Annotated in this window: 22 protein-coding genes; 17 read left to right on the top strand and 5 right to left on the bottom strand. The window is 60.1% G+C overall.

The window, feature by feature from the left end; all coding sequences use genetic code 11:
* Positions 1-46 precede the first annotated feature (46 nt).
* From EJ075_RS19655 to EJ075_RS19635, 5 genes are all read left to right on the top strand, one after another.
* On the top strand, positions 47-493 hold the full coding sequence (locus EJ075_RS19655; RefSeq protein WP_126105384.1) for a pseudoazurin: 447 nt from the start codon (positions 47-49) through the stop codon (positions 491-493).
* Positions 494-794: 301 nt separating this feature from the next.
* Positions 795-1,898: a copper-containing nitrite reductase gene (nirK, locus tag EJ075_RS19650; protein WP_095489237.1), complete on the top strand. Its 1,104-nt coding sequence runs from the start codon at positions 795-797 to the stop codon at positions 1,896-1,898.
* 72 nt (positions 1,899-1,970) lie between these two features.
* The gene (locus EJ075_RS19645) at positions 1,971-2,843 is read left to right on the top strand and encodes an SUMF1/EgtB/PvdO family nonheme iron enzyme (protein WP_126105383.1); all 873 of its coding nucleotides are present in this window, start codon (positions 1,971-1,973) and stop codon (positions 2,841-2,843) included.
* A gap of 21 nt (positions 2,844-2,864) precedes the next feature.
* A complete protein-coding gene (locus tag EJ075_RS19640) occupies positions 2,865-3,377 on the top strand; it encodes a group III truncated hemoglobin (RefSeq protein ID WP_245458212.1) in 513 nt (170 codons plus the stop codon).
* A gap of 9 nt (positions 3,378-3,386) precedes the next feature.
* Positions 3,387-3,818 carry a potassium channel family protein gene (locus EJ075_RS19635; protein WP_126105382.1) on the top strand — a complete coding sequence of 144 codons (432 nt, stop codon included), beginning with the start codon at positions 3,387-3,389 and terminating at the stop codon, positions 3,816-3,818.
* A gap of 12 nt (positions 3,819-3,830) precedes the next feature.
* Here EJ075_RS19635 and hemN read toward each other — a convergent pair whose 3' ends face one another.
* Positions 3,831-5,180: an oxygen-independent coproporphyrinogen III oxidase gene (hemN, locus tag EJ075_RS19630; RefSeq protein WP_126105381.1), complete on the bottom strand. Its 1,350-nt coding sequence runs from the start codon at positions 5,178-5,180 to the stop codon at positions 3,831-3,833.
* 156 nt (positions 5,181-5,336) lie between these two features.
* Between hemN and EJ075_RS19625 the strand changes: the two genes are divergently transcribed.
* On the top strand, positions 5,337-6,065 hold the full coding sequence (locus EJ075_RS19625; protein ID WP_126107383.1) for a Crp/Fnr family transcriptional regulator: 729 nt from the start codon (positions 5,337-5,339) through the stop codon (positions 6,063-6,065).
* Here EJ075_RS19625 and EJ075_RS34160 read toward each other — a convergent pair.
* Positions 6,062-6,736, bottom strand: a complete 675-nt coding sequence (locus EJ075_RS34160) for a hemerythrin domain-containing protein (RefSeq protein ID WP_348627332.1) — start codon at positions 6,734-6,736, stop codon at positions 6,062-6,064. The genes EJ075_RS19625 and EJ075_RS34160 overlap by 4 nt on opposite strands.
* On the opposite strand from EJ075_RS34160, the gene ccoN reads away from it, so the two are divergent.
* From ccoN to EJ075_RS19575, 9 genes are all read left to right on the top strand, one after another.
* The gene (gene ccoN, locus EJ075_RS19615; protein ID WP_126105380.1) at positions 6,735-8,345 is read left to right on the top strand and encodes a cytochrome-c oxidase, cbb3-type subunit I; all 1,611 of its coding nucleotides are present in this window, start codon (positions 6,735-6,737) and stop codon (positions 8,343-8,345) included. The two genes, EJ075_RS34160 and ccoN, sit on opposite strands and share 2 nt — an antisense overlap.
* A gap of 9 nt (positions 8,346-8,354) precedes the next feature.
* Complete coding sequence (gene ccoO / locus EJ075_RS19610; protein ID WP_095488972.1) at positions 8,355-9,086, top strand: cytochrome-c oxidase, cbb3-type subunit II; 732 nt, start codon at positions 8,355-8,357, stop codon at positions 9,084-9,086.
* A gap of 11 nt (positions 9,087-9,097) precedes the next feature.
* Complete coding sequence (locus tag EJ075_RS19605) at positions 9,098-9,247, top strand: CcoQ/FixQ family Cbb3-type cytochrome c oxidase assembly chaperone (RefSeq protein ID WP_065009122.1); 150 nt, start codon at positions 9,098-9,100, stop codon at positions 9,245-9,247.
* 2 nt (positions 9,248-9,249) lie between these two features.
* Entirely contained in the window at positions 9,250-10,113 is an 864-nt protein-coding gene (gene ccoP / locus EJ075_RS19600) for a cytochrome-c oxidase, cbb3-type subunit III (protein WP_126105379.1), read from the top strand.
* Positions 10,114-10,330: 217 nt separating this feature from the next.
* A complete protein-coding gene (gene ccoG, locus EJ075_RS19595) occupies positions 10,331-11,890 on the top strand; it encodes a cytochrome c oxidase accessory protein CcoG (RefSeq protein ID WP_126105378.1) in 1,560 nt (519 codons plus the stop codon).
* On the top strand, positions 11,887-12,384 hold the full coding sequence (locus EJ075_RS19590; RefSeq protein ID WP_126105377.1) for a FixH family protein: 498 nt from the start codon (positions 11,887-11,889) through the stop codon (positions 12,382-12,384). Before ccoG ends, EJ075_RS19590 begins: the two co-directional genes overlap by 4 nt.
* Positions 12,381-14,663 carry a cation-translocating P-type ATPase gene (locus EJ075_RS19585; protein ID WP_126105376.1) on the top strand — a complete coding sequence of 761 codons (2,283 nt, stop codon included), beginning with the start codon at positions 12,381-12,383 and terminating at the stop codon, positions 14,661-14,663. Before EJ075_RS19590 ends, EJ075_RS19585 begins: the two co-directional genes overlap by 4 nt.
* Positions 14,660-14,815 carry a cbb3-type cytochrome oxidase assembly protein CcoS gene (gene ccoS, locus EJ075_RS19580; RefSeq protein ID WP_126105375.1) on the top strand — a complete coding sequence of 52 codons (156 nt, stop codon included), beginning with the start codon at positions 14,660-14,662 and terminating at the stop codon, positions 14,813-14,815. Before EJ075_RS19585 ends, ccoS begins: the two co-directional genes overlap by 4 nt.
* Positions 14,816-14,999: 184 nt before the next feature.
* Positions 15,000-15,698 carry a CBS domain-containing protein gene (locus EJ075_RS19575; protein ID WP_126105374.1) on the top strand — a complete coding sequence of 233 codons (699 nt, stop codon included), beginning with the start codon at positions 15,000-15,002 and terminating at the stop codon, positions 15,696-15,698.
* A gap of 60 nt (positions 15,699-15,758) precedes the next feature.
* On the opposite strand, the gene EJ075_RS19570 is transcribed toward EJ075_RS19575, so the two are convergent.
* The 3 genes from EJ075_RS19570 to EJ075_RS19560 form a co-directional block, all read right to left on the bottom strand.
* A complete protein-coding gene (locus tag EJ075_RS19570) occupies positions 15,759-16,307 on the bottom strand; it encodes a hypothetical protein (RefSeq protein ID WP_126105373.1) in 549 nt (182 codons plus the stop codon).
* An 82-nt stretch (positions 16,308-16,389) separates the two neighbouring features.
* Positions 16,390-16,659, bottom strand: a complete 270-nt coding sequence (locus EJ075_RS19565) for a DUF6455 family protein (RefSeq protein ID WP_095489234.1) — start codon at positions 16,657-16,659, stop codon at positions 16,390-16,392.
* 228 nt (positions 16,660-16,887) lie between these two features.
* Positions 16,888-17,700, bottom strand: a complete 813-nt coding sequence (locus EJ075_RS19560; protein WP_126105372.1) for a universal stress protein — start codon at positions 17,698-17,700, stop codon at positions 16,888-16,890.
* A gap of 291 nt (positions 17,701-17,991) precedes the next feature.
* Here EJ075_RS19560 and EJ075_RS19555 point away from each other — a divergent pair, with 291 nt between their 5' ends.
* Positions 17,992-19,479: a PAS domain S-box protein gene (locus EJ075_RS19555; RefSeq protein WP_245458211.1), complete on the top strand. Its 1,488-nt coding sequence runs from the start codon at positions 17,992-17,994 to the stop codon at positions 19,477-19,479.
* Complete coding sequence (fixJ, locus tag EJ075_RS19550) at positions 19,469-20,083, top strand: response regulator FixJ (RefSeq protein ID WP_126107381.1); 615 nt, start codon at positions 19,469-19,471, stop codon at positions 20,081-20,083. The genes EJ075_RS19555 and fixJ overlap by 11 nt, the downstream gene beginning before the upstream one ends.
* Positions 20,084-20,427 lie beyond the last annotated feature (344 nt).

Genomic DNA, 20,427 nt, shown 5'->3' with positions numbered 1-20,427 from the left:
GAGCGCAACGGTTGATGCCGTGATGAACAAAGAAAGGATCCCCCCAATGAAATTGCCACTAATCGCCGCGGCCATCGCCCTGCTCTCCATCGCCGGTGCGGCAAATGCCGAAGAACATGTCGTGCAGATGCTGAACAAGGGAGAGAAGGGCTTAATGGTCTACCAGCCTGCCTTTGTTCGGGCGGCGCCTGGAGACACGATCAAGTTCGTGCCGACCGACAAGTCCCACAACGCCGAAAGCATCAAGGGTATGATCCCGGACGGAGCGGAAGCTTTCAAGGGCAAGCCCAACGCGGAAATTGCCGTGACCGTGACCCAGGAGGGGGTCTATGGCGTGAAGTGCGCTCCACACTACGGTATGGGCATGGTTGCGCTGATCGTGGTCGGCAAGCCCGTCAACCTGGCAGCAGCGGAAGCCGTCAAGCAGGTCGGAAAAGCCAAACCGGTATTCGCCGAACTGTTCGCCGAAGTGACCAAGACCGCCTCTAACTAATCTTTTTCACAGATTCCCTCCGGTTCGGCGGCCGGGGGGAAGGCCGGGTGGACCAGGGGAGAGGTCCAGCCCGGCCTATTTCATTCCCGATTTCATGCAGCAGAGCCGATGCCCTCCGATCTGATGGGAGTTGCCCTCTCTCAGGCGCGGCTTCCCATCCGGTTCGGCGTCCACGTTGGTACATGCAGTCTCCAAAACACAGAAAATTGCATCAACGTTTTGGATTTGCGTTAGCGCAAAGACTTGGCCGGAGCCGAGACTATTCTGACGACATCGAATGGCCGAAACCAAGGAGATGGAAATGCTTACGAGACGCGAAGCTTTGTTGGGTTCTGTTCTTACCGCAGCCGCGGTCGCCACTGTTGGTGCAATGCCGGCCGTGGCAAGCGCCAAGGATGTCGCCGGGCTGCCCCGTGAAAAGGTAACCATGGTCCCGCCGCCGTTCGTCCATGCTCATGATCAGGTCGCCAAGGGCGGTCCAAAGGTCGTCGAATTCATCATGACGATCGAGGAAAAGCCGGTGGTTATCGACGCCGACGGCACGCAGCTCAATGCAATGACCTACAACGGCTCGATTCCCGGTCCTCTGATGGTCGTGCATGAAGGCGACTATCTCGAGCTCACGCTCGTCAACCCCGACACCAGCACCCTCGCCCACAACATCGATTTCCACGCCGCTACCGGCGCGCTTGGCGGTGGCGAATTGACGCTGGTCAATCCGGGCGAGCAGGTCACGCTGCGCTTCAAGGCGACCCGGAGTGGAACGTTCGTCTACCACTGCGCACCCGGCGGCGCGATGATCCCATGGCACGTGGTGTCGGGCATGAGCGGGGCGGTGATGGTGCTGCCGCGCGACGGCCTCAAGGACGACAAGGGCAGGCCGGTCCGCTACGACCGCATCTATTACGTCGGCGAGAACGATTTCTACATCCCGCGCGACGAGCAAGGGCAATTCAAGAAGTACGAGTCGGCCGGCGACAATTACGAAGAAACCATGAGGGTCATGCGCGGGCTGATCCCGACGCATGTCGTGTTCAACGGCAAGGCCGGTTCCTTGACCGGGGACAATGCCATGAAGGCAAAGGTCGGCGAAACGATATTGATCGTTCATTCGCAGGCGAACCGCGACACGCGTCCGCACCTGATCGGCGGGCATGGCGACTTTGTCTGGGAACAGGGCAAGTTCGCCAACCCTCCCGCGAAAGACCTGGAAACCTGGTTCATTCGTGGCGGATCGGCCGGCGCGGCGCTCTACACGTTCCTGCAGCCAGGCATCTACGCCTATGTGAACCATAATTTGATCGAGGCAGTCGAACTCGGCGCGACCGCGCACTTTACCGTCGAGGGAAACTGGGACGACGATCTGATGATGCAGGTCGAACCGCCCAAGGCGATCGCCTCGTAGACGGGAGATCCGATCCTCAGTGCAACCCGGCGGCGGAGCCAAAGGGTTGTACTCGCAGCCGGACTTGATGCCATGTCCTTCGACCCTGTCTTCACCTTCGGGACAATTGCGGCTGCCACACTGATCAGCATGGGCATAGCCCATACGTTCGGCGAGAGTCCCCTGAAGTTCTCCCAACCGGTCGCCGTAAGCGAACTGGTGGTCCTGGGACCCGGCTCGTTTGAGCACCCACAGGCTGGGGAATTCCTCAAGGAGAACCATCCTGTCGCAGCGCCCGTCGTGCAAACCTCCATCGACGCGCCACTGGAAATCATGAAATACCAAGTCAGTGTATCGGAATATGGACGTTGTGTGGCGGACGGCGCCTGCAAGCCAGCAGACGCACGCAATGTCGGACACCTTCCGGTCACCGGTGTGAGCTATCTCGATGCCGAAGCCTACGCGAGGTGGTTCTCGGCGCGGACAGGAGGGACATGGCGGTTGCCGACAGACGTGGAGTGGGCCTATGCGGCCAGTGAACGGTTCCGAGGTGACATTGAGGGCGGCGAAAGCGACCCGAACAACCCGGCGCGCCGGTGGCTGACACAGTATCGCCTGGAGGCCTCGCTCGGACGGAAACCTGATCCAGAGCCGAGGGCTCAAGGGTCCTTCGGTACCAATTCAAAAGGCCTAGCGGATATTGCGGGAAACGTCTGGGAATGGACCTCGACATGTTATTCCCACGCCACGATAGATATTGATGGTAAGCGGACCGTGAGTTCGATCGACAATTGCGGCGTGCACGTCGTTGAGGGGTTCCACCGCACCTATATGTCGAACTTCATCCGGGACGGAAAGAGCGGCGGTTGCGCAGTCGGCACGCCGCCCGACAATCTGGGTTTCCGGCTTGTCCGCGACCAGCCCAGTCTCGTGCAGGTTGCCCTTCGGCGCCTGGGCTTCTCCTGACAGCATAAACAAGAGTGCATGATGACATTGAAATCAGCTTTGGATCGGGCGCGCCCGATCGCGGAACAGCCTCTGAACCATACTGGCGTCGATCGAAAGTCTGTCGGAAAACTGGTCCGCGAATTCTACGCAAAAGTCAGAAGCGACGAGCGTCTGGGGCCGATTTTCGCGCGCGAGATCACCGGCGACTGGGAGCCCCATCTCGAGAAAATGACGGACTTCTGGTGTTCCGTCATCCTCAAGAGCGGCGATTATCACGGACGCCCGGTGCCGGCGCACCTCAAACTCAAGGACGTTACCGAGGCCGATTTCGAGATCTGGCAGGGCCTGTTCGGCCAGACGGCGGCTGAACTCTTCGCTCCGGAGCTGGCGGCGGTGTTTGTCGACCGAGCCGAGCGGATCGCGACAAGCCTGAAGCTGGCGATGTTCTTTCGTCCCGCTCCCGCCGAGACCGTCTGTGGCGAACAGGCTGGCCTCGGCGAAACTCGGCCGGTTTTGATTTCGCGCAAGGAATGCACCCCGAGAGATTCCTAATTTCGTCGCATGGCCCTCAATCTCTTCGTCGGCACGATCGTCATAAGCATGACGGTCCTGATTCATACCTTCGGTCTGATCGCCGTTACCCATGCGATGGGGCATCTGGTGGCACGGTTTCGCATGCACGGCCGCCGCAGCCGTATAGTCGCGATGATCAGTGTAGTGATGGGGCTGTTTGCCATCATAACCACTGAGGTTTGGCTATGGGCAGGGCTCTATCGATTGCTCGATATCTTTGCCGACTTCGAAACCGCACTGTATTTCTCGACCATTACCTTTTCGACGGTCGGCTATGGCGATGTCGTACCCGCTCACGGGTGGCGCGTGCTGGCGGCGCTCGAGGGGGTGAACGGGTTTCTGCTCATTGGCTGGTCGACCGCCTATCTGATCGCGGCTGGCACCCGAATCGGCCCATTCAAGACCGGGGAGCATTTCTGATCAGGTCGGTGCTCAGACTGCCACCGAATGCTTGGCTTTACCGGTTTCGAAATATTTGTCGAACCTGGCCGCTATACTGCGAACAAAGGGACGATTTTCCACCGGCACTACGAAACTGTCGCCATTCAGTTCCAGCAACCGAGCAGGATCACGAAGGGCGACGGAACTCGCCTGGAGCAGAAGCTTCTGGCCGATTTCGCCGAAGCGTTCGACCAGATCGATCGCCGAGAAGGCGAAATCGCACATCAGCCTTTCGATAATCCAGCCGCGCACGCGGTCATCTTCCGACAACTCGATGCCGCGCACGGCAGCCAGACCTCCCTGCTCCACCATGCGTCCGTATTCGGCGGTCGCCGGCATGTTCTGTGCATAGCCCTGGCGGAACTGGCTGATCGATGAAGGACCAAGCCCGATCAGTGTCTCACAGCGATCCTCGGTATAGCCCTGGAAGTTCCGGTGCAAGGTTCCGGTCCGTGCCGCAACGGCCAGCGCATCACCGGATCTGGCGAAATGATCGAACCCCACGGGTTGATACCCTGCCTTCAGCATAAGGCCAGCGGCAATTTGCGATTGAGCGAAGCGTTCGACCGAATTCGGCAGCCACGCTTCGTCGATCATCGTCTGGTGCTTCTTGAACCAGGGCACATGCGCATAGCCGAAAAGCGCCATCCTGTCCGGCCCCAGAGTCAGCGCCTGCGCCACGGTGGAGGAGACGCTGTCCCGGGTCTGATGCGGCAAGCCGTAGAGCAGGTCGAGATTGACTGATTCGACGCCGCGCGAACGAACGCCCTCGACAACCGCTTTGGTCTGCAGAAAGCTCTGCTCGCGGTTGATCGCCTTCTGCACCTTAAGATCGAAATCCTGGACGCCGAGGCTCGCCCGCGTCATGCCGATTTCGGCGAGTGCACCGAGGCGAGCATCGTCCATATCGTTGGGTTCGATTTCGACACTGATCTTGGCGCCGGGAAGAAACTCGAAACTGTTGCGCAGGACAGTTCCCAGCGCCACCATATCCTCGGGTTTGAGCATCGTCGGCGAGCCACCGCCGAAATGGACGGCACCCACACGGCCCTTGCCTCCGACAAGACTGGCGACGGTAGCTATTTCAGCGTGCAGTGAGCGCAGATACGTGGTCACCGGTTCGTAATGGCGTGTCTGCTTGGTGTGGCACGCACAGAACCAACAAAGCTTGTCGCAGTAGGGGATGTGCAGGTACAGCGAGATCTCGCAGCCATCATCGAGCCCCTGCAGCCAACCACGATAGACGGCAGCATCAACGCCTGAATGAAAATGCGGCGCGGTCGGGTAACTGGTGTAGCGGGGGACATTCTCGCCAAGTCTGGCAGCCATTTCCGGTCGCATGTCGCCTTCCATCATCCTTGCAAGGCTGAATTCTGGCTGCAGATCCGCACCGTCGCCTTGATTTCGGTCAAGGCCCTCCGCGGACAAACTGCCGCAACAGATTTTCTGCCGCCGATGCTATCTTACGGGCACCTTGGATCCGTCGGGACGATTATGATGACAGTGCGGCAGGACGTTCACAGTGCCGATATTCCTGTGCTTTGCCAGTCTTGCGAGGCACGGCATCGCGGCGTCTGCGGTGCGCTCGATCCCGACCAGTTGGTCGGGCTCGCCAAGACCTCGTCGAGGCACAAGATCGAGCCGGGGATCGAACTGATTGGCGACGCCGAGACCGTCGACAGCTTTTCGAATGTGCTTTCGGGTGTGGTGAAGCTGACAAAGAGCCTTTCGGACGGACGCCAGCAGATCGTCGGCCTCCAGTTTGCGCCCGACTTTTTGGGACGGCCGTTCAAGGTGGAAAGCGCGATCAACGCGGAAGCCGCAACCGCCGTTTCCCTGTGTTCGTTTCCGAAGGCCGCCATCGAACGGATGATGAAGGAATCGCCGGAACTCGAGCATCGCCTGCTCAAGCAGACGCTGAACGAGCTCGACGAAGCACGCGACTGGATGGTGACGCTGGGGCGCAAGACCGCTTCGGAAAAGGTGGCGAGCTTTCTCCTGATGATCGCCAGGAACATCGATCCCACGGTCGACCTCACCGCCAAGTCGGCGACTTTCGACCTGCCGATGACACGCGCCGACATTGCCGATTTCCTCGGCCTGACGATCGAGACGGTGAGCCGCCAGTTGACCAGGCTAAGAACGGACGGCGTGATCCGGATCGAGAACAACCGGCATGTGACGATCGACAGCCTGGGCCGGCTGGAGCGACGCTCCGGCGCCTAGATTACGCCCTGATCGACGATTCCGATCGCCGGCAAGGCATGCTCGCGCTCAAACGCGATATGACGGCGCATGCTTTCGAAAAAGCCGCGCAGCATGAAGCCGACCGCCTCGGCATTCTCGACTGTCTCGCCATGGCCGATCGCCAGCAGGATTTCAGTCACCTCGCCGGCAAAGCATTCATCTTCGACGTGTTCGGCGCGCAATCGCCGGGTTGAGGCAAGGTTGGCATTGCCGCCTGTAGCGGCTTCATAGGCTGGGAAGATGATCGTTTCTTCATATTGATGAATATTGCGCAACAATGGGACGATTGCGTTGGCTGTGCCAAGGCACTTCAGGCGATCGACGTTCGGCAAGGCGTCCGCGATTTTCTCCAGAGCATCACAGAGCTGCAGCTTTTCCCTGTGCGCGCGCTTCATCACTGCGCTTGGGATTGCCTCTCTGCCGGATCGGCCAGCTAGCATCGAATTCTCGCGGCGCACTTCGAACAGCGACGATCCCCGCTCTTTCTCTTCGTTCAATGGCCGCCTCCAACTCGTTCGCAAAACCAACGCTGCCCAATCCAAAACCATGCAGCTTTGATTTGAATCAAGGCGGCGAGGATGCAGCCGGGGAATTGGTGTTGCTGCGGATTGGCGTCCGCGCAATCGGAATCCGACATCGGGGACTGTCATGAAGTTCGGCACAGAAATCGTCGCTTTGGGCCTTTTCGCGTTTGTGGCTCTAGTGGCCGCCGGCTTCGGTGTGGACGAGCCGTTTCGCCAGCACATGTGGGTGCTTTTCTTCCTGCTGCTTGGCTTTGTCATCGTCCTCCTGCGCAACACCAGCTTTGCGCCGGCCGCATCGGTCGATCCTTCTGCCTACATGGACGGGCCAATCCGCTACGGCGCCATCGCCACCATGTTCTGGGGCGTTGTCGGCATGCTTGTGGGTGTGGTCATCGCGCTGCAGCTCGCCTACCCGGATCTCAACATCGAGCCTTGGTTCAACTTCGGCCGCCTGCGGCCATTGCACACATCCGGCGTCGTTTTTGCCTTCGGCGGCAACGCGCTCATCTGCACGTCCATGTATGTCGTGCAACGCACCAGCCGCGCCCGGCTGTTCGGCGGCAATCTCGCCTGGTTCGTGTTCTGGGGTTATCAGCTTTTCATCGTCATGGCCGCGACCGGCTACCTGCTCGGCATCACCGAGAGCCGCGAATATGCCGAGCCCGAATGGTATGTGGACATATGGCTGACCATCGTCTGGGTCGCCTACCTCGTCCTGTTCCTCGGCACCATCCTGAAACGCAAGGAACCGCATATCTACGTCGCCAACTGGTTCTATCTGTCCTTCATCGTGACCATCGCGATGCTGCACCTGATCAACAACCTATCGATGCCGGCGTCTCTCCTGGGCTCGAAGAGCTACTCGGCCTTCTCCGGCGTCCAGGACGCCTTGACGCAATGGTGGTACGGGCACAATGCCGTCGGCTTTTTCCTGACAGCCGGCTTTCTTGGCATGATGTATTATTTCGTGCCCAAGCAGGCGAACCGGCCAGTCTATTCCTACCGGCTGTCTATCATCCACTTCTGGGCGATCATCTTTCTCTATATCTGGGCTGGGCCGCATCACCTGCACTACACCGCCCTGCCCGACTGGGCGCAAACGCTCGGCATGGTGTTTTCGATCATGCTTTGGATGCCCTCCTGGGGAGGCATGATCAACGGCCTGATGACGCTGTCCGGCGCTTGGGACAAGCTCCGCACCGACCCGATCATCCGCATGATGGTTATGGCCATCGCCTTCTACGGCATGTCGACCTTTGAAGGTCCGATGATGTCGATCAAAGCCGTCAATTCGCTGTCGCACTACACCGACTGGACCATCGGGCATGTCCATTCGGGCGCGCTCGGCTGGGTAGGCATGATCTCGTTCGGCGCGATCTACTACATGGTGCCGAAGCTGTGGAACCGTGAACGGCTCTATTCGCTGCGGCTCGTTACCTGGCACTTCTGGCTGGCGACCCTCGGGATCGTCGTCTACGCCGCGGTGATGTGGGTTTCCGGCATCATGCAGGGCCTGATGTGGCGCGAGTACGATGAGCAGGGCTTCCTGGTCTATTCCTTCGCCGAGACCGTGGCCGCCATGCATCCCTACTACGTCATGCGCGCCGTGGGTGGCGCGATGTATCTCGCCGGTGCTGTCATCATGACCTGGAACATCACCATGACTATCCTCGGCTACCAACGCGAGGAGGAGCCGATGCCAGCCTCCATCCCCTCCCTTCAGCCCGCACAATAAGGAGCCAAAATGGGCTTGATGGACAAACACGCGATCATCGAGAAGAACGCCACGCTTCTTCTCGTTGGTTCCCTCCTGGTGGTGACAGTCGGCGGTATCGTCGAAATCGCACCGCTCTTCTATCTCGACAACACGATCGAGAAGGTCGAGGGCATGCGGCCCTATTCGCCGCTCGAACTCGCCGGGCGCAATATCTATGTGCGTGAGGGCTGCTACCTCTGTCACAGCCAGATGATCAGGCCGTTCCGTGACGAAGTCGAGCGCTATGGTCACTACAGCCTGGCGGCCGAGTCGATGTACGACCACCCGTTCCAGTGGGGATCGAAGCGCACGGGGCCGGACCTCGCCAGGGTCGGAGATCGCTACTCGAACGAGTGGCACGTTCAGCATCTTATCGAACCGCGTTCGGTGGTGCCGGAATCGATCATGCCGAGCTATGCCTTCCTGAAGGATACCGCGATCGAGGTGAAGGACTTCTCGACGCACCTTATCGCAAACAGGCGTGTCGGTGTCCCCTACTCCGAAGACATGATCGCTCACGCCAGAGATGACATGATCGCGCAGGCCGATCCCAATGCCAACACATCCGAGCTGGAAGGCCGCTATCCGAAGGCGAAGCTCGGCGACTTCGACGGCAATCCGCAACAGGTCAGCGAGATGGATGCCCTGGTCGCTTACCTGCAGATGCTCGGCACGCTGGTCGATTTCAAGACCTACGACGAAGCCGCTGGCTACCGCTGAGGAGAAGGACCATGGATTACCACTGGATGAGAGAGTTCGCCGACAGTTGGGCCCTGCTCGCCATGGCGCTTTTCTTCGTCGGAACGGTCGCCTTCGCATTCCGTCCCGGGAGTGGCAAGCAGGCCGATGAAGCCGCCCGCATTCCTCTGAAGGACGACTGATCATGAGCGATGAACATATCGACGAAGTGTCGGGCATCTCTACCACCGGCCACGAGTGGGATGGTATCAGGGAGCTCAACAACCCACTTCCGCGCTGGTGGGTCATAACGTTCTACATCACCATCGTCTGGGCGATCGGCTACACCATCGCCTATCCGGCATGGCCGATGCTGACCTCGGCGACCAAGGGCGTGCTTGGCTATTCGAGCCGCGGCGACGTCAACAACGAGCTTGCTGCGGCCGAGATCGCCAAGGCGAAATATGCCGCAGCGATACAATCGAAAACCGTCTCGGAGATTGCCGGCGACGACGCGTTGCGCGAATTCGCTGTTGCCGCCGGCAGCGCTGCGTACAAGGTCAATTGCGTGCAGTGCCACGCTTCCGGTGCCCAGGGGTCGAAGGGCTTTCCCAACCTCAATGACGATGACTGGTTGTGGGGCGGCACGGCCGAGCAGATTCAGCAGACGATCACACATGGCATACGCTTCGCATCCGCCCCGGATACACGCCTGTCGGAAATGCCGGCTTTTGGCGAGATCATCAGCGGCGACCAGGTCGCACAGGTCAGCACCTATGTCGCCAGCCTGTCCGCCTCGGTTCAAGATGCAAAACTGGTCGAGCCGGGCGCCAAGGTTTTCGCCGAAAATTGCGTGGCCTGCCATGGCGACAATGCAAAAGGCAACAAGGAGCTCGGCGCACCCGATCTGACCGATGCGATCTGGCTCTACGGGTCCAACGAAATGGCAATCGCCGCGCAGGTCCGCGCACCCAAGCACGGCGTTATGCCGGCCTGGATTGAGCGTCTCGGCGAGACCAAGGTCAAGGAGCTTGCGGTCTATATCCATTCGCTTGGTGGTGGGGAATAGAGGGGGGTTCTATTCCCGGCCCTCCGCCAGCCAAGCGACGAGGCCCGGCTTGCGCCGGGCCTCGATTGCATTCGATGTCCGACGATTGACTTGCATCAACGCGCAGCAGGCTGCCCCGCCGCAAAGCTTGAGTTCAACGCGGCATTTCGCGCACCGGCCAAACAACTAAGTCCGACTGCGCGCCCCGAAATCGTAAGCTGCGCGACTGGAGACACTGGTGCTGGATAATACGCAGGTAGAACGGCTCGAAGCCGAGGCGGTCAACTCCGCCAAGGTCCGCCAGCCGCTGTATGCACCGCGCAAGAAGATCTTCCCCAAGCGCGCCTCGGGCAGCTTTCGCCGCTTCAAATGGCTGGTGATGGCGATCACCCTGGGCATCTACTACCTGACGCCCTGGCTGCGCTGGGATCGAGGTCCGTTTGCTCCCGATCAGGCCGTGCTGATCGATCTTGCCAACCGCCGCTTCTATTTCTTCTTCATCGAGATTTGGCCGCAGGAATTCTACTATGTGGCCGGTCTTCTCGTTATGGCCGGCATCGGCCTTTTCCTGATCACATCCACAGTTGGCAGAGCCTGGTGCGGCTATACCTGCCCGCAGACCGTATGGGTCGATCTGTTTCTGGTTGTAGAGCGTGCGATCGAGGGAGATCGCAACGCCCGCATAAAGCTCGACGCCGGACCGTGGACTGCGCGCAAGTTTGTGCTGCGTGTATCGAAACACGCCATCTGGCTGGTCATAGCGGCAGCGACCGGCGGTGCCTGGATCTTCTATTTCGCCGATGCGCCAACGCTGATTGGCGAGGTCTTCACCGGCACCGCTGCGCCGGTCGCCTACATCACCATCGGCGTGCTGACGGCAACCACCTACACATTCGGCGGGCTGATGCGCGAACAGGTCTGCACCTATATGTGCCCGTGGCCGCGCATCCAGGCGGCCATGCTCGACGAAAATTCGCTGACCGTGACCTATAATGACTGGCGCGGCGAACCTCGGTCGCGGCACGCCAAGAAGGTCCAGGCCGCGGGGCAGCCGGTCGGAGACTGCGTCGATTGCAATGCCTGTGTCGCCGTCTGCCCGATGGGGATCGACATTCGCGATGGCCAGCAGCTCGAATGCATCACTTGCGCGCTGTGCATCGATGCCTGCGATAGCGTCATGGACAAGCTCGGCAAGGAGCGCGGGCTGATCTCCTATGCGACGCTGTCCGATTACAACGCCAACATGGCGGTGGCGATAGCAGGCGGGTCTTGCTCGGTGAACCCGTCGCTCGTCCGGACCGACGGCGGCGCATTCTCCGAAAAATTAGCCCATTTCCATATCCGCAAGATCTTCCGGCCGCGCACCTTCATCTACATGGGCGCGTGGTCGGCGGTCGGCATTGCGCTGCTCTATTCGCTGCTGACGCGCGACCGGCTCGAGGTCAACGTTCTGCACGACCGCAACCCGCAATTCGTCACGCTGTCCGACGGTTCAATCCGCAACGGCTACACCGTAAAGCTGCTCAACATGATCCCCGAGCAAAGGACGATCGTTGTCACGATGCAGGGCCTGCGGGGAGCCGAAATGAGCGTCGTTGGTATCGACCTTCCCGCAGACCGGTCCTTCGCCGTCGCGGCCGAACCCGACCGCCTGAAGATGCTGAAGGTTTTCGTGCGCCAGCCGGCGGACCGGGTCGGAGGCGCAACGCAAACGTTCAAATTCCGCGTCGAGGACAAGGCGAGTTTCGAAACGGACGAATACACCGCCACCTTCAATGCCCCGGAGATCGCCAGATGAGCGCCAAGACGCAAAAAACCCGCGAATTCACCGGCAGGCATATGCTGGCCACCATTCTCGCCTTTTTTGGTGTGGTCATCGCAGTCAATCTGACAATGGCGACATTCGCCAGCACAAGCTGGACCGGTCTTGTCGTCGAAAACACCTATGTGGCCAGCCAGCAATTCAACCGAAAGGCCGAGGAAGGGCGCGCACAGGCGGCGCTCGGCTGGATTGGCAAATTGACGATCTCTTGGGGCGAAGTCCGCTACAGTCTCAGCGATGCCGCTGGCAAGCCGGTTCCCTTGCGTAGTGTCAAGGTGCTGTTTCGTCATCCTGCCTATGAGGGCGCGGACAAAGCCGTCACTCTCGCCGCTGCCTCGGGCCAGGAATTTGCCGCGCAGCACACGCTAAGGGATGGCGTCTGGATCGTGGAAGTCGACACCGATGCCGGTCTGGCAGAGCCTTATCGCGAAGTTCGCCGGATCATGATTTCCCAGGGAGCACTGCGATGAGCTGCTGTGCGCCGGGCGCTGAAATGGCGCTGGATCTGGACGGAGCGACATCCAGCTTGCCATCGAGCCAGGAGATCAGGTTGGCAAGCCGCTCGCTTGGCAATGACCTTCGCCAGACCGATCTGTCGGTGCCGACGGTTCACTGCGCGGCCTGCATCCAGGCGATCGAGACGGCTCTCGGGAAGCTCGATCGCGTCGAGGGCGTTCGGGTCAACCTGTCGACGAAACGCGTATCGATCCATTGGCGTGGGGATGAGGTTCCGCCATTCGCCGCTGCACTTGGACGGCTAGGCTACCCGGCACATCTGTTCGACCCGCAGGTTGGCGAGAAGGATAAAACACTCTCGGAGCTGATCCGGGCCGTCGCCGTCGCTGGCTTTGCTGCGGGCAACATCATGCTGCTTTCCGTCTCGGTCTGGTCAGGCGCTGAAGGGGCTACGCGTGACCTGTTCCATTGGGTCTCGGCGCTGATCGCCATCCCGGCGCTCGCCTTCGCCGGCGGCATCTATTTCCGCTCGGCATGGAACGCGTTGCGTCATGGTCGCATGAACATGGATGTGCCGATTGCGTTTGGAGTTTCGCTCGCCTATGCCATGAGCCTCTACGAAACCATCAACCATGGCGACCACGCCTATTTCGACGCGTCGGTGTCCCTGCTGTTCTTCCTGTTGATCGGCCGCACGCTGGATCACGTGATGCGAGAGCGTGCCCGGACCGCCGTGAACGGCCTGTCACGGCTGGCGGCGCGGGGCGCCATGGTGCTGCGCGAGGATGGTTCGCGCGACTACCTGCCGGTTGAGGAGATCGAACCCGGCTTGCGGCTGCTGATCACTGCCGGCGAAAGGATACCCGTCGACGGCAAGATCATTCGAGGCTCTTCGGATCTCGACTGTTCACTGGTTTCCGGTGAAAGCACACCCAGAACCGTGTCGTCAGGGGAAACCGTGCAGGCCGGCACACTCAATCTCACTGGCCCGCTGACCATCGAAGCAACAGCCGCCGCAAAGGATTCCTTCCTGGCCGAGATGGTCCGGCTGATGGAGGCCGCAGAGGGCGGTCGCGCGCATTATCGCAGGATCGCCGACCGCGTTTCAGCGCTCTATGCTCCAGTGGTCCATCTGACCGCCTTGGTGACGTTCCTTGGCTGGATGGCGGCGAACGGCGATTGGCACCAGGCAGTAACGATCGCCATCGCCGTTCTCATTATCACCTGCCCGTGTGCGCTCGGTCTCGCCGTGCCGATCGTGCAGGTAGTCGCTGCGCGGCGTCTGTTCGAAAGCGGCGTCATGGTCAAGGATGGTTCGGCCATGGAGCGTCTGGCGGCGATCGACACGGCGGTGTTCGACAAGACAGGAACGCTTACGCTCGGACAGCCCCGGCTCGTCAACGCGTCGTCCATCGATCCGGCCATGCTGGCCATCGCAGGCGACATGGCCGTGCATTCCCGCCATCCGCTCTCAAGGGCCATAGCCGGCTCTGCGGGCTTTGCCGGTCAGCCGAAGCTCGAGTCCGTCAGCGAGCACCCTGGTTTCGGGATCGAAGCCACCGCCGCTGGCAGCACCTGGCGGCTTGGCCGGCGCGGCTGGGCCGGGTGGAAGGCCAGAACCGCCGGCGAAAGCGGATACGGCGGAACGGTTCTGACCAAAGATGGGATCATTGTCGCGTCCTTTGTCTTCGAGGACGCGCTGCGTGAAGACGCCAGAGCGGCCATCGAGCAATTGAACAACGCCCGGATTTCCGTGGAAATGCTGTCGGGCGATACCGCAGCTGCCTGCGGCGAGGTCGCGGCGACGTTGGGCATCCATCACTTTGTTCCGGCGCTGCTTCCTTCGGGCAAGGTCGAGTATATCGAAACGCTGTCGAAGGACGGCCACAAGGTGCTGATGATTGGCGACGGCCTTAACGACACCCCTGCGCTGGGCGCGGCACACGTCTCGATCGCTCCAGCCACGGCGGCCGATGTCGGCCGCAAAGCAGCCGATTTCGTCTTCCTACGCGAAAGCCTTTCTGCAGTACCCCTTGCCCTCGACGTCTCGCGAAGGGCCGGACGACTGATCCGGCAAAACATCGCCATAGCAATCGTCTACAACACCATCGCCGTGCCGATCGCCATTCTGGGGCACGTCACGCCGCTGATCGCGGCAATCGCGATGTCGGCTTCGTCGCTGCTTGTCATTGGCAATGCGCTGAGGCTGCAAGGCTCTGCCGCGAGCCCACCGGAGACGATTCGTACGCGCGGCAAACGTTCCAGTATCGGCGCATTGGCACGATCCTCATGACGACGCTTGTCTATCTCATACCCGTAGCTCTTTTTCTCGGCGCGCTGGGTCTGTCCGGCTTCCTGTGGGCCTTGAGGAGCGGTCAATACGAGGATCTCGACGGAGCCGCCGAGCGGATCCTTATCGATCGGGATGACAAGCTAGACAACTGATCGGGAGCCAAGGTGCGGATAACGCCGCTGGTACCGCAAACTTCGCCACTGCATGTGTCTGGCTCGAATATAAGACAGACCGGATGTTTGGCCGGCCGACGTTGCTGCTCCCAGAAAGTGACTCAGATCAAGGCACGCGACGCAGGGACCTCGATAATCAGGGAAGATGTTTGAGGAGGCAGGTATGCAAGCCGAAGCCATAATGACGACACCGGTCGTCGGAATAGAGCCGTCCGCGTCGATCACCGAAGCGGCCGGGCTGATGCTCTCCAAGAAGATCAGCGGCCTGCCCGTCATTCGCAGGGACGGTACGCTAGTGGGCATCGTCAGCGAAGGTGATTTCTTGCGCCGGGGAGAACTCGGCACGAAGCGTAAGCGCTCGCGTTGGCTGGAGCTTCTTGTGAGCCCCGGGCGAGCCGCTGATGAATATGTTCAAGCCAACGGACGACGGATCGAGGAGGTCATGACAGAAGACCTCGTCACAGCATCCCCCGGGGCATCGATCGCCGAGATCGTCGAGCTCATGACGCGCCGCCACGTCAAACGCATTCCGGTTGTCGATGGGGGAAAAGTCGTCGGGATCATCACCCGCACCGACCTTTTGCGTGCATTGCTCAACGTCCTGCCGGATGCGGGCCCGGCGTTCGTCGACGACGAACAGATCCGTCAGAAAATTATTGCCGAGCTTGCGACTCAGAAATGGGCCGGCAAGGAAATGATCTGCGTCACGGTGGGCAATGGCGTGGTCGAACTGAGCGGCGCGATCTTCGACGAACGCGAACGCCAGGCAGCCATCGTCGCCGCCGAAAACGTCGCCGGCGTCAAAGCCGTAAAGGATAACCTTTTCTGCGCGGAGCCGCTGTCGGTGGTGCTTGTCTCTTAGTTGCGGACTGCAGCATTGCGTGACCCCAGCATTCGAATTGGAAGAATGTCCGCATTGAACCTAAGTCGCAGCTACCGCTATTAATGGTCGAAGCAGCAACAAGGCGAATGCGATAAGCACCGCGCCCGCGACCCTGTCTGCCATCTCTCCGGCTCCGTTCAGACGCCTACCGAGCAAAAGCCACATTGACCCGGTGGCGGCTGTGGTCACCAAGAGTACGATCCAGAAGAAGCCCAGTTCGTACGGCCTCGCGTCCACCGGCACGATTGCCAGACAATAGATAAAGGCTTTCGGATTGAGGGCAGTAGTTACTATAACAGAAAGGCCATCCCCGTCTTCGGATGCGTCGATCTGGTCGCGGCCTATCAGACGCAGGCCAAGAATTACGAGCCATAGGGCTGCGACCAGCTTGAGTACCTGGATGGCGCCGGACGGCAGCAAGGGTCGCAGCGAAAACCAGCAGGCTGCTGCGATCCCGTATCCACAGGCCTGTGCGACCAAGAGTGCGATCGCCTTATCTCGCTTGGCCGCACCCGCCACCAAAAGAGCATTGGTTGGCCCGGGCGCAATAAAGAGCAGAAATGCTTCTAGAAGAAATAGATTGTCCAAACTGCCTGGTCCCATGGGATGCAAATCTATCGGCATAAGTTCCGTTTGCGTTCACTCGTCAGACGCATTTGTGGTGACCTTTCTAGCGTTGGCCGGCTGCGTGTTGAAGCCGTGCGATCAGGTCGCGGTTGCGGCAGTAATCCGGCGGATCATCGGCTTGCTGGTGCTCGTCGAGCCAGGTCGAGCATTCGTCCTGATGGCCGCAGGAGCGGCAGCGATCCACCGCCCGATTGGTGACGGCCGCATGGTCCGCCACGACTTTCAATTGTCTGTCGACGCCGAGCCTCCGCATCATGCGGCCCATCAAGGCCGTCCTGGCGTCAATCGAAATCAGGTAGTCGAGAAACGTCATGTCGTTCACTCCTGCATTTTGGCAATCATTGCTACATTGGCGGCTGACGACATTGATCTTGGTCAACAGGATGCTCCGTTGCCGACTCGACAGTGGATCTTGCAAACGGGTGCGTTGTCGGTTGCCAACTTCAGAGCGCGAAAGCAGCGCCATCTTCGACGAAAACGGGTGCCGGATGGGGTTGATTCCGGCCCGTCGATTAGGGCGGTGAGTGGGTTCGACAGACCTTCAATACGACAGGAAGCGATTGATGCCGTTTTCTTCGATCAGCGTGCGGGTGACGCCGCCGAAGGCCCATTCCCGGAGGCGGCTATGGCCGTAAGCACCGGAGACGATCAGATCAGCGTGGATCGAGCGCGCAAACGCCAGCAGATGGTCGCCATCCGCCTCGCCAGTGAGCAGTTCTGTTTGTGGCATGATGCCATGGTTTTCTAGATAAGCCGCGACATCGGCGAGGCTGTATCGGGCGCTTTCGCTGCGGTCGGTATCGATCGTGGCGACGATGACCTCATTGGCCCGGGCCAGGAAAGGCAATGCATCCGCTATCGCCCGTCGCGCCTCCCTGGTGTCTTTCCAGGCGACCAACACGGTCTTTGCCAAAACATGTTCGACATTGCTTGCGGCGACAAGGACTGGCCGGCCTGTGCCGAGAGCAAGGCTCCCGACATCCACGGCGCGATAGACATTTTCTCCCTCCTCGCCGCTGGTAACGATGAGGTCGGCCGCGCGGGCGGAGACGCTAAGGAAGCGGGTCGGGTTGCAGACTTCCTGCCCCCATTCGCTGCTGATCGAAGCAGGAACCAGCCTCTCGAATTCGGCACGCAGTTCGGCAAGCCGCTTTTCGATTTCCGTCCGCTGGATCTGCATGATCTCGCCTTCATAGACCATGCCGTCGCCGGTCGCGACGAGCGGCGGGACGTCTGCAGCCGCCAGGCCGATAAGGTGAGTCCCGAAGCGTTCCGCAAGCTCGATCCCCAACTTCACCATGGATGTAGGAGGTGCATCTACGGCAAGGTTTAGAATAATTGACTTGTAGGACATCGCGGTCGCCTATCGCTGGAGCGCTTGAATGCGATAATGAAGTGGCATCCGCCGGCACTCGACGCCTTGATGCGAGTCAAAAACGCTACCTACCCAATCGGCCGCGGCTCGCTGTTTTGATCGGTTTGCATTGCTGGAAGAGATGTGCAGCAAAGCGATGAATGATAACTAGACTGCGTTGCGGGTTCCCGGATCAAAGGACTTCATTTGGACGACAAACAAACACGTGACTTGTCAACCGGCGCTCGCGGTGAAGGGCCGGCCACGGCCGATCACGACCGGCTCTCCCTGATGTTCGAGCGGGCCCCGGGGTTCATGACGTTGATGCGTGAGCCGGGTCATGTCTTCGAATTGACCAATGCCGCCTATCAGCGCCTGATCGGTGAACGGCAGGTCATTGGAAAGTCGGTACGCGAGGCCCTGCCCGAGCTTGAAGGCCAAGGCTTCTATGAACTGCTGGACCAGGCATACGCAACTGGTGAACCCTATATTGGCCGGGGGGTGAAAGTCGCTCTTCGCAACAAGGATGACGAGCCGACCGAAGAGCATATCCTCGATTTCGTCTATCAGCCCATCAAGGCCGAGGATGGTCGCATCACGGCTATTTTTGTCGAAGGCACGGACGTCAGCGAACTTTCCTATGCAAACGCCGCCCTTCGATTGCGCGAAGATCATTTGCGCTCGATCCTGGCGACGGTGCCCGACGCAATGGTCGTCATCGACGAACAAGGCCGTATTCAGTCCTTCAGCACGGCTGCCGAAACACTGTTCGGGTACCAGTCCAGCGAAGTCCTCGGTCAAAATGTCAGTCTGCTGATGCCGTCGCCCTATCGCGAAGAGCATGACGCCTATCTGCACCGCTACCTTACTACCGGAGAGCGCCGGATCATCGGGCTCGGCCGCACGGTGACGGGAATGCGCAAGGATGGCTCGACCTTTCCCATGGAACTTTCGGTTGGTGAGATGCATCCCGGGACCGGCCGCTTCTTTACCGGCTTCTGCCGCGACCTGACCGAACGCCACAAGGCGGAAGCCAGAATACAGGAGCAGCAGCAGGAGCTTCTCCATATGGCGCGGTTTACCGCGCTCGGCGAAATGGCCTCGACGTTGGCACATGAAATCAACCAGCCGCTCACGGCCATTACGAATTACCTCAAAGGCAGCCGGCGGCTTCTCGAAAAGAGCACGGAAGAGAACGCGCCGATGTTGAGGGAGGCCGTCGAAAAAGCAGCGGAACAGGCCTTGAGGGCCGGAGATGTCATTCGCCACCTTCGCGACTTCGTCGCGAGAGGCGAGAGCGAGCGGCAGATCGAACGTCTGCCGGCGCTGATCGAGGAAGCCGCTTCGCTGGCCCTGGTCGGCGCAAGGGAAATTGATGTCCGCGTCACCTACCAACTCGATCCTGCAGCCGAACTCGTCTTGACGGACCGCATCCAGATTCAACAGGTTTTGCTCAACCTGATGCGCAACGCGGTCGAGGCAATGCAAGGCGTCCCACGCCGCGAGTTGCACGTGACGACCGTTGCCAGGGATGACGGGATGGCCGAGGTGAGTGTGATCGACACTGGCACGGGCCTGGCGCCGGAGGTCTCGGCTCAGCTTTTCCAGCCATTTGTCACCACCAAAAAGCAGGGCATGGGCGTTGGCCTCTCCATTTGCCGCACTATCGTCGAATCGCACGGTGGTCACATCTGGGCCGAGGCAATGCCCGCTGGAGGAACCGCTTTCCGGTTTACCCTGCGCATCGTGCAGAAGGAAGAAGTCGCCAATGGCCAGTAACGATCTTGTGCATGTGGTCGACGACGACGTCGAGGTTCGCAAGTCGCTTGGTTTTCTTCTGGCGACGGCGGACTTCGCCGTGCGCCTTTACGAATCGGCGTCGGCTTTTCTGGCCACAGCGACGGGCAATCTCGACGGCTGTATCGTGACGGACGTTCGCATGCCCGGCATTGACGGGATCGAGTTCCTGCGACAGCTCAGATCCCGCGGACATTCGATCCCGGTCATTGTCATGACCGGTCATGCCGATGTTGCGCTCGCCGTTCAGGCGATGAAAGAAGGTGCCGCCGATTTCATCGAAAAACCTTTCGACGACGATATTCTGATCGATGCGATCCGCTCTGCGTTGGGCAACCGCAACCAGGTCCATGCAGCTCACCCTCAATCCGCCGAGATACGTGCTCGCTTGTCGACATTGTCGGAGCGGGAGAAGCAGGTGCTGGACGGGCTGGTGTCGGGCCTGCCCAACAAGACGATCGCCTACGATTTGGGGATCAGCCCACGAACAGTCGAGATCCACCGCGCCAATGTCATGAGCAAGATGAATGCAAGCAGCCTGTCGCATCTCGTGCGGATGGCACTGATTGTCGAATCTCAAGCCTAAGGGTGGTCGCTAAGGGCGTCGCTCTTGCCGGCCGCAACCCGCTCCGGCGCCCACTCTCTCCAATGGGTCGGACGGATGTCGATACGCGCACCGGTCGCGGCATTCTTCCAGCCCTCCGTCCCTCGTATGCAGGGAAATACGAGCGCATGCTCGCCATCCTCGTCGAAGACGGCCAGTTCGAGATTGCGACCAAACGGAGCGCTTAGGATTGGCTTCCACATCCGCCTAGGATGCGCAGAGACAGCAAGCGCGCCTTGATCTGGATCATTTTCCGGAGTCGCCGAATGCGCGACTATGCGCCTCGCCGCCTGCGAGCCGGGCCGAAAGCACCCAGCAGGCCGCGA

It is taken from the genome of Mesorhizobium sp. M6A.T.Cr.TU.016.01.1.1 (genome assembly GCF_003952585.1).
Classification (GTDB): Bacteria; Pseudomonadota; Alphaproteobacteria; order Rhizobiales; family Rhizobiaceae; genus Mesorhizobium; species Mesorhizobium mediterraneum.
This window is presented reverse-complemented; position numbering and strand designations above follow the sequence as displayed.